Below are 15,732 nucleotides of genomic sequence, written 5' to 3'. Positions count from 1 at the left end.
GGCGCAATCCCCACCGGCTGGCCCTGCCTTGGCTGCGTCAGTGAACACACGCAAGAATGAAAACCGTGTTGCCTGCGTGAAATTAAACCGGTAGATTTTCATGAAATTATAAAAAGATAATTTCATGAGGTCGCGAATGTTTCAGCAGTCCAGCCAGCACGTCGACAGTTATTACGCCCACAGTTGCGCCGATATCCTGCGCGATCGACCGGCGCTGGAAGGCGAACAGCACAGCGATGTGGTGATCATCGGCGCCGGTTTCAGTGGGCTGCACACGGCGCTGCGACTGGCGCTCGCCGGCAAACGCGTGACCTTGCTTGAAGCCAGCCGCGTAGCGTGGGCGGCCTCGGGGCGCAATGGCGGGCAGGCGATCCTCGGCTGGTCGTGTGACATGCCACCGCTGGAAGCCGCGCTCGGCCATGAACGGGCCAAGCAATTGTGGGATGGCATGCGTTGGGCCGCTGAGGAACTGCGTGAGTTGCCGGGTCGGCATGGCTTCGATTGCGATTACCGGCCCGGGCACTTGTGGACCTCGGTGATGCCGCGCCGGGTCAGTCTGTTGACCGAATGGCAACATGAGGCCAGCCACAAGTGGGGCCACGATGATTTGCAATTCATTGCCCGTGAACAATTGTCCGACTGGGTCGCCACAGATCGCTATCAGGCCGGGCTCTACGATCCGCACGGTGCGCACCTCAATCCGCTGAAACTCGCGCTAGGCCTGGCCGCCGCCATCGAACAGGCCGGCGGGCGTATTTACGAACAAAGCAAAGCGTTGAGTTACACGGAGGAGGGTGCAGGCTTTCGAGTCAATACCGAACGCGGTTCCGTCCGCGCCGATGTGCTGGTGCTGGCCTGCAACGCCTACCTCGATGAGCTCGACCCACAACTGTCCGCCTGCATCTTGCCGGTCGGTACTTATCAAGTCGCCACCGCACCGCTGACGCCGGAACAAGCCACCGCGCTGTTGCCGAGCAACGTCTGCGTGACCGACAACCAGTTCGTCCTCGATTACTTCCGGCGCACACCGGACAACCGTTTGTTGTTCGGCGGCGGCTGCACCTATCTGGGCGGCATGCCCAAGGACATCGCCGCCGCGACGCGACCGTTTCTTGAACGGGTGTTCCCGCAACTCAAAGGCGTTGGCGTCGAGTTTGCCTGGGGCGGGCACATCGACCTGACGCTCAACCGCACACCCGACATCGGCGGCGAGAACAATCGTTACTGGCTGCAAGGTTATTCCGGCCACGGCGTGCTGCCGACGCTGGCCGCCGCGCGTGCGGTCTCCAACGCGATTCTCGGCAACGCAGATGAATTGGCCTTGTATCAGGGCCTGAGCAATGGCCGTTTTCCCGGCGGCAAGCATTTCGCCGCACCGCTGGAGGCGATCGGCAAAGCCTGGTATCGCCTGCGCGACAGCATTTGAACAGGCCTTTTCTGGATACCCGACCATGAACAAGCAAGAAGAAATCGCCGCGCTGGCGATCCTCATCCACGACCTGCGCAAGCACAAGAAGTGCACCCTCAAAGAGCTGGCCGACAAGATCGGGCGTTCGGTGGGGTTTCTTTCGCAGGTCGAGCGCGGTTTGTCGCGGCCCACGGTGGCGGATCTGACCGCGATCAGCGAAACCTTCGGCGTACCGACCACGTATTTCTACAGCCTGCCCAAGCCGAAAGAGCTGCCGTGGGTCACCCGCCCGGACGAACGCCGCACGCTGTATTACGCCAGCGGCATCACCGACATTCTGGTGTCGCCGCAGATCCGCGCTTCGTTCTCGATGCTCGAAAGTCATCTGGAAGCCGGCGCGAGCAGCGGCGACCGCCATCTGACCGACAGCTCGGAGCAGGGCGGTTACGTCCTCGAAGGCGAACTGACGCTGTGGCTGGGCGACGACGAAGACCCGGTCACCCTGAAGGCCGGCGACAGTTTCCAGTTCGACAGCCATACCCGTTGCCGCTACGGCAACCTTACCGAGCAGCTCACCCGAGTGCTTTGGGTTTACACCTGAGAACAATAAAAGGATCAACACGATGGATGCTGTCTGCGCTGATGTGCTCGCTGAAGTACGCGCGTTTCGCCAACGCTACCCCGAGGTACGTTATGTCGACCTGATCTCCCTGGACATTCCCGGGCACTTCTATGGGAAACGTTACCCGGTCGACATGCTGGAAAAAGTCGCCGCCGGCAGCGCCCTGAAACTGCCGCAAAACTGCGTGTTGCTGGGCGTGCAGGGTGGTTTGTTCAAGATCGGCGATTACTGCTTTAACGACGGCGACCCCGACGCTGTGCGCCGCTTGGTGCCCGGCACCCTCAAACCGGTGACGTGGGAAGCGCAGCCGTTGGGACAGATGTTGATCACCTCGGACGGCACCGAAAAGCCGATCGAATTCGAACCCCGCGAAGTCCTCGCGCAAGTGCTCAATCGTCTGGCACGCAAAGGCATTCACCCGGTGGTCGCATTCGAACTGGAGTTCTATCTGTTCGACAAAAAACTGCGCGACGGCTTGCCGCAATTCCCCCGCGATGAATTGAGCGACGACGCCGACGATCAGCCCAACATGCACATCGAACGCCTGTCACGCTTCTCCCCGGTACTCGATGAAATGGTCGAAGCCACGCGCGCACAAGGCATCGACGCCACGGTGATCACCGCCGAACTCGGCCCCGGCCAGTTCGAAATCAACTTCGGTCACCTCGACGACGGTTTGCGCGCCGCTGACTGGGCCGCCTTGTTCTGCCGCAGCACTCGTGGGGTTGCCCTCAAACACGGCTACCGCGCCAGTTTCATGGCCAAACCGTACTTGCAGCATCCCGGCAGTGGCATGCATGTGCATGTCAGTCTGTACGACGCCGACGGCCACAACCTGCTCGCTGCCAATGATCAGCAACCGCTACGCCACGCCGTCGCCGGCTGCCTGGAATTGCTGCCGCACAGCATGCCGATCTTCGCCCCGAACCAGAACGCCATGCGCCGCTTGGGTGGCACGGTGAACACCGCGACCAAAGCCAGTTGGGGGTTCGAGGATCGCGATGCGTGCTTGCGGATTCCGGAATCAGACGCCAAAAACCTGCGGGTGGAATACCGCCTCGCCGGCGCAGACTCCAATCCGTATCTGGTGTTGGCGGCGATTCTGGTAGGTCTGGAGCATGGACTGGGCTCGGGCAAGGAACCGATTGCACCGCTGAACGAAGATCGCAGCAGCGGCATTGATTTCCCCAAGGAAATGTTCGAAGCCGTGCGCGCGATGCAGCATCAGCCGCAGTTGCGTGAGGGGTTGGGCGCGGAGTTCGTCGACGTGTATTGCGAGAACAAACGCCAGGATCATCTGGCGTTCATGCAGGAGATTGGGGCGCGGGAGTATCGCTGGTATCTGTGATGTGGCTCAGAAGCCTGCACCGCGCGCAGTGCAGGCCAATCGCTCATCACGAGTTGGAGAGTTCTCTGCGAACGATTTCGGCGCCTGCACTCAACGCATTCAACTTGCCGCTGGCGACACGCCGAGGCAGGGGCGCCATGCCGCAGTTGGTGCAAGGATAGAGCTTGTCGGCGTCTACAAACTGCAGCGCTTTGCGCAGTGTGTTGGCCACTTCCTCGGGCGTCTCGATGGTGTGGGAGGCCACATCAATGGCGCCGACCATGACTTTTTTGCCGCGAATGAGCTCCAGCAGATCCATTGGCACATGGGAGTTGTGGCACTCCAGCGAGATGATATCGATGCTGGATTTCTGCAGTTTGGGGAACGCCTCCTCGTATTGCCGCCACTCGGACCCCAGCGTTTTCTTCCAATCGGTATTGGCCTTGATGCCATAGCCATAGCAAATGTGCACAGCGGTTTCACATTTAAGGCCTTCAACGGCCCGTTCCAGGGTGGCCACGCCCCAATCATTCACTTCATCGAAGAACACGTTAAAGGCCGGCTCATCAAACTGGATGATGTCAACGCCCGCAGCTTCCAGTTCTCGTGCTTCCTGGTTGAGGATCTTGGCGAATTCCCACGCCAGTTTTTCGCGGCTTTTGTAATGGTTGTCGTAAAGCGTGTCGATCATGGTCATCGGGCCAGGCAGCGCCCATTTGATCGGTTGCTTGGTTTGCTGACGCAGGAACTTGGCATCTTCGACAAAAACCGGCTTTTGCCGAGTCACCGCACCCACCACCGTCGGCACGCTGGCGTCGTAGCGGTCACGAATTCTGACGGTCTCACGTTTCTCGAAATCAACGCCGTCGAGATGTTCGATAAACGTAGTCACGAAGTGTTGGCGCGTCTGTTCACCGTCACTGACGATATCGATGCCGGCGTGTTGCTGTTCTTGCAAAGCCAAACGCAAGGCATCTTGCTTGCCCTCGATCAGTTCCTCGTCTTGCAGTTTCCAGGGTGACCAAAGTGTCTCGGGCTGCGCGAGCCAGGAAGGTTTCGGCAAACTGCCAGCCGTGGAAGTGGGCAATAATTTTTTCATGGGTAACAACCTTGTATGTTTGATGCGTCAAAGCGCGTAACTGGCAGACCACTGCTCAAGAATGGCTTGGTAGGGCTTGATAAAGTGCTCTTCGACAAACTTTCCCTGTTCGATAGCCAAGCGGCTACGTTCTTCGCGGTCATACACAATGCGGGTCAGAGAATAATCTTCGTGCTTGAGGCTCGGTTGATAGGATTTACCGGCCACCGAATTCGCATTGTAGATTTCGGGGCGATAAATCTTCTGGAACGTGTCCATCGTGGCAATGGTGCTGATCAGTTCGAAATTGCTGTAATCACCGAGCAGGTCACCGGAAAAATAGAACGCCAACGGTGCAACACTGTTTGGCGGCATGAAGTAGCGAACTTTCAAACCCATTTTCCGGAAATATTCATCCGTTGGAGAATATTCATCCTGCTGGTATTCGATGCCCAGCACCGGATGCTGATTTTCAGTGCGGTGGTAGATCTTGCTGCTCGACACGCTCAGGCAGATCACCGGCGGCTTGTCGAAATGCTCTTTATAGGCAACCGAATTGACGAAGCACTTGAACAGCTTGCCGTGCAGCTCGCCGAAATGTTCTGGCGTACTGAATTCGGATCGACCCTGGTTGTGCGCCTGCAGCAATACACTGAAGTCATAATCGCGTACATAAGAGGAAAAGTTATTGCCAACAATGCCTTTGATACGCTCATTGGTTTGGCGATCGACAATGTTCGGCTTCAATATTTCGATCAGAGGAATGGCATTGCCAGTGTTTGCAGTACCGATATTCATCTCGGCTGAAATGATTTCAAGCTCGACGGAATAACGATCACCATTGGGGTTATCCCAATGTGCCAAAGCGTTAAAGCGATTGTCGATCATCTTTAATGTATTGCGCAGATTTTCCTGGCGATTCGTGCCCCGGGCCAGGTTGGCAAAGTTGGTGGTCATGCGCGTACTTTCGGAAGGTTGATAACCCTCGTCAAAACGAATGCTCTTGATGGTGAAGGTAAAGTCTTTGCTCATTTTGATCCGACGCCCTGAATCTTGAAATAAAGCGCTGAAGGCAGACTTGCCTTCAGCGCTTTCCAATTCCTTTAATCTTTATGCTTGCAGCCAATAAGACGTAGTTTAGGCAGGGCGGTCGCTTGAACAAAAACGAATTGGTTTCATTGAACTCGTTAGTGCTACTCATGTTGCTGTGTGCGATCAGTCGCAGCGGATCATGACCTTTGCCACTGCGGCGCTGACAGGTGCTGAGCGAAGAAATCAGATAATGCCTTGATCTTCACCGGGCGCGTGCGTGCTGACGGTGTCACGAAATAAAGCCCGCCGCGCATCATGTGCCACTGCGGCAACAACTCGACCAGACGCCCGTCCGCCAGGTATTCACTGGCGATGAACTCGGGCAGTTCGGCAATGGCCGAGCCGTCCAGCAAAGCCGGTAACAGCGCGTCAGCGTTGGTCACCCGCAACGGGCCGTTGGGAACGACGTCTTCTTCAGTGCCGTCGTCATGAGTAAAGCGCCAAACCTGGCTGCGCGACCGATACGCGTAGCTGAGGCACCGGCGAGCGGCCAGTTCTCGCGGGTGTTCGGGATATCCGTGTTCCGCCAGATAGCTTGGGGATGCCACCAGGTATTGAGTGACCGCGCATATGCGTCGAGCCACCAGCGAGGAATCCGGCAACACGGCGATTCGCAATGCTGCGTCAAAACCTTCCGCAATCAGGTCGACCGAGGCATCGGACAGGTGCAAGTCGATCGACAACTCAGGGTATTGCCGCATCAATTGCGGCATCAGCGGCGCCACCCAGCGCAGGCCGAAAGACATCGGCACCGCCAGGCGCACCTGACCCCGAGGCTGGACGGATAACGCCTGAGCTTCGCTTTCTACCTCTTCGGCTTGCCGATAGATCTCGCCAGCCTTGGCGGCCATGCTCGCGCCGAACTCGGTCAGCGCCAACTGCCTCGAGGTTCGATTGAACAATCGGCCACCCAAGCGTTCTTCGAGTCGAGCAACGGCACGTGAAACGGTGGGCACGGACACTCCCATAACCCGCGAAGCCGCCGCGAACGAACCCTCTTCTGCAACCTTGGCAAACATTGCCAACCCTTCGAAATCCGGAAGTTTGCTCATTTCATTTCTGCAATGATGGTTTTCAGACAATTCTATTTTGAAAAGAAACCAGCGTCGATAAGCTTCTCCCACACCGCAACTCAACCACTCGCAGCACTTCAATCACACACGGAAAAACATCATGACGAACAAACTCGAAGGCAAAATCGCACTGGTCACCGGCGGCACCACCGGCATTGGCCTGGCCACCGCCAAGCGCTTCGCCGCAGAAGGCGCACATGTTTATATCACTGGCCGACGTCAGGCTGAGCTCGACGCAGCCGTCGCCGCAGTCGGCAATGCCACCGGGGTGCGGGTCGACTCCACCAAGCTCGATGAACTGGACGCACTGTACAGTCAGATCGGCGCTGCCCACGGTCGCATCGACGTGCTTTTCGCCAACGCCGGCGGAGGTTCGATGGTTCCGTTTGGCGAAATCAGCGAACAGCATTACGACGACACCTTCGACCGCAACGTCAAAGGCGTTCTGTTCACCGTACAAAAAGCCCTGCCATTACTGGCGCAAAAAGCCTCAGTGATCCTCACCGGTTCTACTGCCGGCAGCGCAGGCACAGCAGCATTCAGTGTCTACGCCGCGTCGAAGGCCGCCGTGCGCTCGTTCGCCCGCAACTGGATCCTCGACCTGAAAGATCGTCAGGTGCGGATCAACACCATCAGCCCCGGCGCCACTCGCACTCCCGGTCTGGTCGATCTGGCCGGTCCGGACGCCGCCCAGCAACAGGGTTTGTTGGACTACCTGGCCTCACTCATCCCTATGGGCCGCGTCGGCGAAGCCGAGGAAATCGCCAGCGCTGCACTGTTCCTGGCCTCCGATGACGCCAGCTTCGTCAACGGCATCGAACTGTTCGTCGACGGTGGCCAACAGCAGGTCTGAGGGCAGATGTGGGCGGCGCCCAAGCCGCCCACCTGACGGCCAGAGAGCCACGTTGTGTCGCGCTTTCATCCCTTGCGGTTGCACACGCGCCAATTACCGACTGTGTTGGACACACACTTTTTCACAAAGACCTCCTACGCACCAATCAATGGCAAAATCCCCCTTTGATCGGTTTGGAGACTCACCCATGCTTCGTGTGTTCGAACGAAGACTCGACCCTTTCCCACCTGACGAGGTGCCGCCACCGCCCACCGGCCTGGCGCGGTTCCTCTGGGCATGTACCCGTGGCGCGCGTGGTTATGTGCTGGCGTTGGCGTTGCTGAGTGCCGCGGTGTCGATTTATGAGGCGTGGCTGTTTTCCTTCCTCGGGCAGGTGGTTGATTTGCTGTCGACCTGGCAGGCCGGCGGGGAAGCGGCGGCGCAGGAGACGCGGGTGTTGTGGGGCATGGGCATTGTCATGGTGCTCAGTGTCGGACTGGTGGCGTTGCGCACCATGGTGCAGCACCAGATTCTGGCGATTAACTTGCCGCTGCGGCTGCGCTGGGATTTCCATCGGCTGATGTTGCGGCAGAGCCTTTCGTTTTTCTCCGACGAGTTTTCCGGTCGGGTCACGACCAAGGTGATGCAGACCGCACTGGCGGTGCGCGATGTGTTGTTCACGCTGATCGAAATCCTGCCGGGCATCGGTGTGTACTTCATTGCGATCATCGCGTTGGCCGGCGGCTTTGCGCTGAAGCTGATGTTGCCGTTCCTCGCCTGGGTGATTTTGTTCGGGCTGGCCATGTGGTACTTCGTGCCGCGTCTGGGCAAGGTAGGCCAGGAGCAGGCCAATGCGCGGTCGATGATGACCGGGCGGATTTCCGATGCCTACACCAACATCACCACGGTGAAACTGTTCTCGCACTCCAATCGTGAAGCGCATTTTGCGCGGACGGCGATGGAGGATTTCAAGCTGACGGGTTTTCGCCAGATGCGTCTGGTCAGCCTGTTCGAGATCGTCAATCAGGCCCTAGTCGTCGCCCTGATCATGTCGGCGGGCGGTTATGCGCTGTGGCTCTGGCATCAGGGCGAGGTCGGCGCCGGTGCGGTGGCCGCCATTACGGCCATGGCGTTGCGCATCAATGGCATGTCGAACTGGATCATGTGGCAGATGACGTCGCTGTTCGAAAGCATCGGCACGCTGCACGACGGCATGGAGACGCTGACCCAAGGCACGAAGGTGCAGGACGCGCCGGATGCCGACGTACTGAAAACGTCCGGCGGCGCGGTGACGTTCGACAATGTCAGCTTCAATTACAACGGCGAACGTCAGGTGCTCGATGGCCTGAACCTGAGCATCCGTCCGGGGGAAAAAATCGGTCTGGTGGGCCGCTCCGGCGCGGGTAAATCCACGCTGATCAACTTGCTGCTGCGCTTCTATGACGTCGACCGTGGGGAGATTCGCATCGACGGCCAGAACATCGCAAAGGTGACCCAAGACAGCCTGCGCAGTTGCATCGGCATGGTCACCCAGGATACCTCGCTGCTGCACCGTTCGATTCGCGACAACATTGCTTACGGCCGGCCCGATGCGACCGACGCGCAGATTCGCAGCGCAGCGGTCAGTGCGCAGGCCGATGAGTTCATCAGCCAACTCAGCGACCGCCAGGGCCATACCGGCTACGACACCCTCGTCGGTGAGCGCGGGATCAAGTTGTCCGGTGGCCAGCGTCAGCGTGTGGCGATTGCCCGGGTGATGTTGAAGAACGCGCCGATCCTGCTGCTCGACGAAGCCACCAGCGCGCTGGATTCGGAAGTCGAAGTGGCGATTCAGGAAAGCCTCGATGACATGATGCAGGGCAAGACCGTGATCGCGATTGCTCACCGCTTGTCGACGATTGCCGCGATGGACCGCCTGATCGTCATGGACGAAGGGCGCATCATCGAACAGGGCACCCACAGCGAATTGCTGGAACGCAACGGCGTGTATGCGCGGCTCTGGCAACATCAGAGCGGCGGCTTCCTCGGCGAGGATCAGGGCGTGGTGGAGGCGGTTGATCAGGCCTGATGGTCGAACACAAAAAAACCGGCATTGCGCCGGTTTTTTTGTGCCTGCAAACCCGAAGATTTACAGCGACGCTTTCACCTGCAGACCAAACACCAATGCATTGTCGATGTCCTGCCCGGAGAACGCGCCGGGCTCGATGATGTATTGCACGTTCGGACGCAGGGTCAGCCATGGCGTGGCTTGATAGCCGTAGCCCAGCTCGATCAATTGTTCGGCGCTGTCGAGGTTCGGGAACGCGGCGCCGTTGTCCAGCGCGGCGTCTTGCTGCACGTCGCGGCTGCGTGGGTTTGGCACGGCGCGACCGTAGCCCAGAGCGACGGTGTCACGCGGGCGACCTTCGAACGGTTTGTACAAAACCACGCCGGTGCCGTACCACTTGCTGAACGGCGAGGCCGCTTCGCTGGCCGCCGAGTATTGGCCGAAGGCATGCAGGCTGCGGCCTTCGGACGACTCCGAGCGCCACACGGCTTGATCGACCAGCAGATAATGACCGCCGCGACCGGACACTTCTTTACTGCTGCCGATGCGTTTCACGTCGGAGCTGTCGTAGTAGTAGCCGACCTTGTATTCGCCCGGCAGCTCACCGGTGTGCTTGTACACCAGTTCGATCGGCACCACGGTACCGGTGGTGTGTTTCGGGCCCAGGTGCCAGGCACGGCTGGAGTTGCCGTTGCTTTCCGGGTCGACGTTGAACGCCGCCACGCGCAATTGCCACGCCGGCGACAGGTCGTATTTCACCCGCACACCCAAGTGCGCGTTGGGGTAGTTGGTCCAGCCGCTACCGCCGGACATGTTCAGCGGATGGCCGCAGAAACCGGCGTTCATGAAGTTGCACAGAATGCCGCTGTCGAGGCCGCCGAGATCGTTGCCCATGGCCATGTAGCCGAGTTTGACGTTGAGCGCAGGGGTGAACAGGCTGCGCTCGTAGCTGAGTTCGGTCAGGCGCGTGTACAAACCGCCGTAGTTTTCCTGGATCGGCAAACGGTTGCCGACCAGGTCTTCGGAGGCGCTGTTGCCGCGTCGGTCGTTGATGGTCAACTGGACCTTGCCGGCGTTGTCGACGCCATACAGTTTGCTCAGATCGAACTGCATGCCGAGCTTGATGTTCTGCGAGTAGCGCGCCGAGCGATGCAGTCCGCCGTCAGCGTTGTAAGCGGTTTCGCCGCTGTAGTCGCCGGTGAACTTGACGCCTTCTTCGTCCATCTGGTGACGCAAGCCGCCCCAGTCACCGGTGAGGGTGCTGCGGGTCAACAGATCGGAATCGTTGTCGGCCAGCGCGGGGAGGGTAGTGGTGCACGCGACGCCCAGCAACAGGCCTTTGAACAGGTCGGAACGGGAAAAACGAACAGCCGATAGCATGTAAATCTTCCTGCAGAAAACTTGAGCAATAGGGGAAAAGCAGCGCGGCACCCGAAGGTGCCGCGCTCAAAGCAAGCGTCCGCGCTTAACGTGGACGCAGGGGTTTACGGCAGGGCGTAAGCCATCACGTAGTCGCCACGATCGGTCGACTGACGTGCACCGCCAGCGGTGATGACGATGTACTGCTTGCCGGTTTTTGGCGAAACGTAGGTCATCGGGCCGCCCTGGCTGCCGACTGGCAGACGCGCTTTCCAGACTTCTTCACCGTTGCCGCTGTTGAAGGCGCGCAGGTAGAAGTCCTGGGTGCCGGCGATGAAGATCAAACCACCTTGGGTCGACAGGGTGCCGCCGAGGGTTGGCAAACCGATCTTGATCGGCAAGTGCATGCGGATGCCCAGTGGACCGGTGTCTTCAACGGTGCCGACCGGAACCTGCCAGGCGACTTTCTGGGTTTTCATGTCGATGGCGGTCAGCGTGCCGAACGGCGGTGCCTGGCAAGGAATGCCGGCGACCGACAGGAAGCGGTTTTTGTTCACGGCGTAAGGCGTGCCTTTCAGCGGAACGGCGCCCATGCCGGTGTTCAGCGCTTCGCCACCGCCAGCGGCCTGGCCTTTGTTCTGCGACGGGATCATCTGAATCCACAGACCCAGACGCATGTCGTTGACGAAGATGAAGCCGTGCACCGGGTCAGTGGAGATGCTGCCCCAGTTCATGCCACCCAGCGAACCCGGGAAGCTCAGCGACTTATCCATGCCCGGCGCGGTGTACAGGCCGTCGTAACGCATGCCTTTGAAGTCGATACGGCACAGCAACTGATCGTACGGCGTGGCGCCCCACATGTCCGATTCGGTCAGGTGCTGAGCACCGATCTGCGGCATGCCGACCGATTTCGGCTGGGTAGGGGAGTACGGTTCGTTCGGGATGTTCGCCGCTTTCACCGGGACTTCTTTGACGTCGGTCAGCGGTTTGCCAGTGGCACGGTCGAGCACGTAAATCTGCCCGGCCTTGGTGCCGATGACCAGCGCCGGAACGGTTTTTCCGTCCTTGGTGAAGTCGATCAGGCTCGGCTGCATCGGCAGGTCGAAGTCCCACAGATCGTTGTGCACGGTCTGGAACACCCAGCGCTCGTCACCGCTGGTAGCGTCCAGCGCGAGGATCGAAGCACCGTACGTGTGATCGAGTTTGCTGCGTTCGACACCATAGATGTCGGTCGACGAACTGCCCATCGGCAGGAAAACGGTGTTGGTCCCAGGGTCATAGGACATCGGCGCCCAGCTGTTCGGCGTGCTGCGCACATAGGTGCTGCCGTCGGCCGGAGCGTTTTTATCCTGAGGGTTGCCCGGGTCGAACGCCCAGCGCATCGCGCCCGTCATCACGTCGAAGCCACGGATCACGCCGCCTGGCATGTCGGTTTGCACGTTGTCAGCCACGCGACCGCCAACCACCACGGTGGTGCCGGCCATCAGTGGCGCGGAGGACAACTGATAGTAGCTGTCCGGGACGTTACCCAGACCGGCCTTCAGATCAACCTGACCGTTGTTGCCGAAACCCTGGCAGAACTCGCCGGTGTCGGCATCGACTGCGATCAAACGGGCGTCGATGGTGTTGGTCAGCAGACGACGCTGGCAGTTGGCGGCCGGCGCAGGCTTGGCTTCGATGATCGACGAGTTGCTCGGCTGCGCGATGGCTTTGGTCGCATCGAAATAGGCCATGCCACGGCAGCGCTGCCAGACTTTCGACTGGGCGTTGATCGCGTTCTTCCACAGTTCTTTGCCGGTGTCGGCATCGAGGGCGATCAGGTTGTTGTGCGGGGTGCAGATGAACACTTTGTTGCCGACTTGCAGTGGGGTCAGCTGGTCTTCAGCGCCGTTGCCATCGCTCTCGGCGACGTCACCGGTGTGGTAGGTCCACGCGACTTTCAGCTTGTCGACGTTGTTGCGGTTGATCTGGTCCAGCGCGGCGAAGCGGCTGCCACCTTCGGTATTACCGTAGTGCGCCCAGTCTTTTTGCGACTTGTCCGGCTCGACCGGAGTCAGGCCCGGGCCAGTGCCGGTTGCAGCAACGGTAGGGTGGGCGACGAACATGTTACCGGCCGCGACAACCACACCGACCGCCAACACTGCAGCCACGGCGTAAGCGCCACGACCGGCAACGCCACCGCTGGCACGCTTGAGCAGCGGATAAACCAGCGCCACGACCAGGCCGATCACACTGAACATGAACAGGCGCGAGAACACCGGCCAGAACACCAGGCCGGCATCGCTGACCGCCCAGATCGCCGTGCCGACCAGGAACGCGGCGAACAACCACGCACCCGCCGGTTTGAAGCGAGCGATCAACAGACCGGAAACGGCCATGACCACGCCGCCCACCAGGAAGTACCACGAGCCTCCCAGGCTGACCAACTTCACGCCGCCCGCAGCCAGCGCCAAGCCGAGCAGGGCGATGACGACGCCCAGCCCGATCAGAATGAATTTTGATATGCCCGAGAGGCTTTGACTCTGCTTCACGTTGAGTGTCCCGTTGAAATGAGGCGCGCATTATATAGTTAGGTAACTACCTAGTTAAAACACAATTTCGTTTTGAAGCGTAGTTCGCGGTTTTGGCGCATGCCTGAGGTGAAGCTTAGACGCTGAAATGTCTGTCGAAATGCGCAGAAAATCGAGGTTCTGTCAGATTGATTAAGATTTTTGACAGTTATCAATTGGCGCGCGGTCAGGCGTAAATCATTTGCGCCAGGTTGTAAATGCGACGAATAACCGCCCAGTAGCCCGAGACAGAGCGGTCATCTGCCGCGCAGAGCTATATGGATATGCTTTTTTAATCTTGGAATTCGCCGTGCTTTACCGCTCAACTGGCGCCTTTTTGATAGGTAGCTATTTATGTCCGAGCGATGTGAGGTGCTGGTCTTAGGCTTGGGTGCCATGGGCGCGGCCACGGTTTATCAGTTGGCGAAAGCGGGGGTGCAGGTTGTCGGTATTGATCGGCATCATCCGCCGCATAATCTCGGCTCCAGCCATGGCGACACGCGCATCACCCGGCTTTCGGTCGGCGAGGGCGCGCAATACGTACCGATCGTGCGCAACTCTCATCGTATCTGGCGAGAACTGGAGTCGCTGACAGGAGAGTCGCTGTTCGAGCAATCGGGGCTGCTGGTCCTGACGTCGAGCGCCGAGTTCAACCCTGAAGATCAATCCGACTTCACCTTGCGCACCATCGGCCTGGCGCAGACTTACGGCATCGAGCACGAAGTCTTGTCCGCCGAACAGATTCGTCAGCGCTTCCCGCAGTTCGCCCATGTGCACGACTCAGCCATCGGCTATTTCGAGCCGGGCGGTGGCTTCGTGCGTCCGGAGCGCTGCATCGATGTGCAGCTCAAACTGGCGGAACAACACGGTGCAATCCTGCATAAAGGCGAGACCGTCACCGGCATCAGTTCGAACGACGAGGGTGTCACCGTCACCACCGACCGCCGCACGCTGTTCGCCGACAAACTGGTGATCAGCGCAGGTAACTGGAACGGCGAGTGGCTCGGTGAGCCCTATGAAAATCTGCTCAGTGTCTACCGGCAGAAGCTGTTCTGGTTCGAACTGGAAGACAACGCCGGACTGGTGGGCCATTCACCAACGTTCATCCTCACTCATGGCCGTGGCGACGACAACATCAACTACGGCTTCCCCGCGTTACCCGGCGAAAGCAGCATGAAAATCGCCACCGCGCAGTACCACACAGCAACGTCGCCGCAGGCCATCGACCGCACGGTTTCAGCGGCCGAAGCGCAGGACATGTACGAGCACCAGGTGCATAACCGCATCGCCGGCGTGACCGCGAAAGTCATCAAGTCCGCTGTCTGCGCCTACACCGTTACGCCGGATCGCCATTTCATCATCGACGAGCACCCGTCGCTGCAGCACACGCTGTTCGTCTCGGCGTGCTCTGGCCACGGTTTCAAGCATTCCGCTGCACTCGGCGAGGCGTTTGCCCAGTGGTGCATGCGCGGCTCGACCGACCTGGATCTGTCCTCTTTTTCCCTCAAACGATTCGAAGGAACACTATCGTGAAACGTGTCGCGCTCTCCGTCGCACTGCTGGTCGCCGCCATGGGCAATGCCTACGCCGAAACCCTGAAAATCGCCGTGGTGCCCGTGCCCCATGCCGAGATTCTGGAATTCTTGAAGCCGGAACTGGCCAAGGAAGGGGTGACGCTGGAGGTTAAAGTCTTTTCTGACTACATTCAGCCAGATCGGCAGACCGATGAAGGCTTGCTCGACGCCAATTACTTCCAGAGCAAACCGTATTACGAGGCCTACAAAAAAGACCGCCCGAGCAGCGACCAAGTGCCTGTCGTGGCGGTGCACATCGAGCCGTTCGGCGCTTATTCGAAGAAGATCAAAAACATCAGTGAACTCAAGGATGGCGCGACCATTGCCATTCCCAACGACCCGACCAACTCCGGTCGTGCGCTGCTGCTGATCGCCAAACAAGGCCTGATCACCCTGAAAGATCCCGACAACATCATGGCCACGCGCCTGGACATCGTCAGCAATCCCAAGCATCTGAAGTTTCAGGAACTGGAAGCCGCCATGCTGCCGCGCGTGCTGAATCAGGTTGATCTGGCGTTGATCAACGCCAACTACGCGCTGGAAGCCAAATTGGTGCCGCACAAAGACGCGCTGTTTATCGAAAGTTCGGAGTCGCCGTACGCCAATTACCTGTACGTGCGTCGCGATAAGGCAAACACCCCGGCGGTACAGAAGCTCGGCGCGCTGCTCAATTCACCGCAGGTGAAGCAGTTCATTCTTGAGCGTTATCACGGCGATGTGGTGCCGGCGTTCTGATCGAGTCGGGAGCCGCCAGAAATGCGCTCGGCTCCC

Annotated in this window: 12 protein-coding genes; 7 read left to right on the top strand and 5 right to left on the bottom strand. The window is 59.2% G+C overall.

Translation table 11 applies throughout. From position 1 onward, the window contains the following. Positions 1 to 136 precede the first annotated feature (136 nt). From EJA71_RS01290 to EJA71_RS01280, 3 genes are read left to right on the top strand one after another with little or no spacing between them, the layout of a single operon-like run. Entirely contained in the window at positions 137 to 1,426 is a 1,290-nt protein-coding gene (locus EJA71_RS01290; RefSeq protein WP_158953621.1) for an FAD-binding oxidoreductase, read from the top strand. A gap of 25 nt (positions 1,427 to 1,451) precedes the next feature. Next, positions 1,452 to 2,009 (top strand): helix-turn-helix domain-containing protein, encoded by a 558-nt coding sequence (locus EJA71_RS01285; RefSeq protein WP_158953619.1) that lies wholly within the window; start codon positions 1,452 to 1,454, stop codon positions 2,007 to 2,009. A gap of 22 nt (positions 2,010 to 2,031) precedes the next feature. Then, positions 2,032 to 3,378 (top strand): glutamine synthetase family protein, encoded by a 1,347-nt coding sequence (locus tag EJA71_RS01280; RefSeq protein WP_158953617.1) that lies wholly within the window; start codon positions 2,032 to 2,034, stop codon positions 3,376 to 3,378. Between the two features lie 46 nt (positions 3,379 to 3,424). Here EJA71_RS01280 and EJA71_RS01275 read toward each other — a convergent pair whose 3' ends face one another. The 3 genes from EJA71_RS01275 to EJA71_RS01265 all read right to left on the bottom strand — a co-directional run bounded on the left by EJA71_RS01275 (position 3,425) and on the right by EJA71_RS01265 (position 6,579). Beyond that, positions 3,425 to 4,456 (bottom strand): methionine synthase, encoded by a 1,032-nt coding sequence (locus tag EJA71_RS01275; RefSeq protein WP_158953615.1) that lies wholly within the window; start codon positions 4,454 to 4,456, stop codon positions 3,425 to 3,427. A 27-nt stretch (positions 4,457 to 4,483) separates the two neighbouring features. Continuing rightward, positions 4,484 to 5,467, bottom strand: coding sequence for a DUF1852 domain-containing protein (locus EJA71_RS01270; RefSeq protein ID WP_158953685.1), 984 nt, complete (start codon positions 5,465 to 5,467; stop codon positions 4,484 to 4,486). Between the two features lie 197 nt (positions 5,468 to 5,664). Further along, positions 5,665 to 6,579 carry a LysR family transcriptional regulator gene (locus tag EJA71_RS01265; protein ID WP_158953613.1) on the bottom strand — a complete coding sequence of 305 codons (915 nt, stop codon included), beginning with the start codon at positions 6,577 to 6,579 and terminating at the stop codon, positions 5,665 to 5,667. A 121-nt stretch (positions 6,580 to 6,700) separates the two neighbouring features. On the opposite strand from EJA71_RS01265, the gene EJA71_RS01260 reads away from it, so the two are divergent. Both EJA71_RS01260 and EJA71_RS01255 read left to right on the top strand, forming a co-directional pair. Beyond that, a complete protein-coding gene (locus tag EJA71_RS01260) occupies positions 6,701 to 7,453 on the top strand; it encodes an SDR family NAD(P)-dependent oxidoreductase (RefSeq protein WP_158953611.1) in 753 nt (250 codons plus the stop codon). 187 nt (positions 7,454 to 7,640) lie between these two features. Further along, positions 7,641 to 9,500 carry an ABC transporter ATP-binding protein gene (locus EJA71_RS01255; RefSeq protein ID WP_158953609.1) on the top strand — a complete coding sequence of 620 codons (1,860 nt, stop codon included), beginning with the start codon at positions 7,641 to 7,643 and terminating at the stop codon, positions 9,498 to 9,500. Positions 9,501 to 9,560: 60 nt separating this feature from the next. Here EJA71_RS01255 and EJA71_RS01250 read toward each other — a convergent pair whose 3' ends face one another. Further along, complete coding sequence (locus tag EJA71_RS01250) at positions 9,561 to 10,859, bottom strand: carbohydrate porin (protein WP_158953607.1); 1,299 nt, start codon at positions 10,857 to 10,859, stop codon at positions 9,561 to 9,563. 104 nt (positions 10,860 to 10,963) lie between these two features. Beyond that, positions 10,964 to 13,369, bottom strand: coding sequence for a glucose/quinate/shikimate family membrane-bound PQQ-dependent dehydrogenase (locus tag EJA71_RS01245; RefSeq protein WP_158953605.1), 2,406 nt, complete (start codon positions 13,367 to 13,369; stop codon positions 10,964 to 10,966). A gap of 372 nt (positions 13,370 to 13,741) precedes the next feature. Here EJA71_RS01245 and solA point away from each other — a divergent pair, with 372 nt between their 5' ends. Further along, the gene (solA, locus tag EJA71_RS01240; RefSeq protein ID WP_158953603.1) at positions 13,742 to 14,920 is read left to right on the top strand and encodes an N-methyl-L-tryptophan oxidase; all 1,179 of its coding nucleotides are present in this window, start codon (positions 13,742 to 13,744) and stop codon (positions 14,918 to 14,920) included. Further along, complete coding sequence (locus EJA71_RS01235; protein WP_158953601.1) at positions 14,917 to 15,696, top strand: MetQ/NlpA family ABC transporter substrate-binding protein; 780 nt, start codon at positions 14,917 to 14,919, stop codon at positions 15,694 to 15,696. Before solA ends, EJA71_RS01235 begins: the two co-directional genes overlap by 4 nt. Positions 15,697 to 15,732 lie beyond the last annotated feature (36 nt).

The sequence above is a fragment of the Pseudomonas sp. PB106 genome (genome assembly GCF_009764645.1).
In the GTDB taxonomy this organism is placed as follows: Bacteria; Pseudomonadota; Gammaproteobacteria; order Pseudomonadales; family Pseudomonadaceae; genus Aquipseudomonas.
Note: the sequence above shows the minus strand (reverse complement) of the source record. Positions and strands in the feature narration are given on the sequence as shown.

Bases quoted from the DNA above. Each gene is read 5' to 3' on its own strand.
- EJA71_RS01265 (WP_158953613.1), bottom strand. From the start codon at position 6,579: ATGAGCAAACTTCCGGATTTCGAAGGGTTGGCAATGTTTGCCAAGGTT.
- EJA71_RS01290 (WP_158953621.1), top strand. From the start codon at position 137: ATGTTTCAGCAGTCCAGCCAGCACGTCGACAGTTATTACGCCCACAGT.
- EJA71_RS01275 (WP_158953615.1), bottom strand. From the start codon at position 4,456: ATGAAAAAATTATTGCCCACTTCCACGGCTGGCAGTTTGCCGAAACCT.
- EJA71_RS01280 (WP_158953617.1), top strand. From the start codon at position 2,032: ATGGATGCTGTCTGCGCTGATGTGCTCGCTGAAGTACGCGCGTTTCGC.
- EJA71_RS01250 (WP_158953607.1), bottom strand. From the start codon at position 10,859: ATGCTATCGGCTGTTCGTTTTTCCCGTTCCGACCTGTTCAAAGGCCTG.
- EJA71_RS01270 (WP_158953685.1), bottom strand. From the start codon at position 5,467: ATGAGCAAAGACTTTACCTTCACCATCAAGAGCATTCGTTTTGACGAG.
- EJA71_RS01255 (WP_158953609.1), top strand. From the start codon at position 7,641: ATGCTTCGTGTGTTCGAACGAAGACTCGACCCTTTCCCACCTGACGAG.
- solA (WP_158953603.1), top strand. From the start codon at position 13,742: ATGTCCGAGCGATGTGAGGTGCTGGTCTTAGGCTTGGGTGCCATGGGC.
- EJA71_RS01285 (WP_158953619.1), top strand. From the start codon at position 1,452: ATGAACAAGCAAGAAGAAATCGCCGCGCTGGCGATCCTCATCCACGAC.
- EJA71_RS01260 (WP_158953611.1), top strand. From the start codon at position 6,701: ATGACGAACAAACTCGAAGGCAAAATCGCACTGGTCACCGGCGGCACC.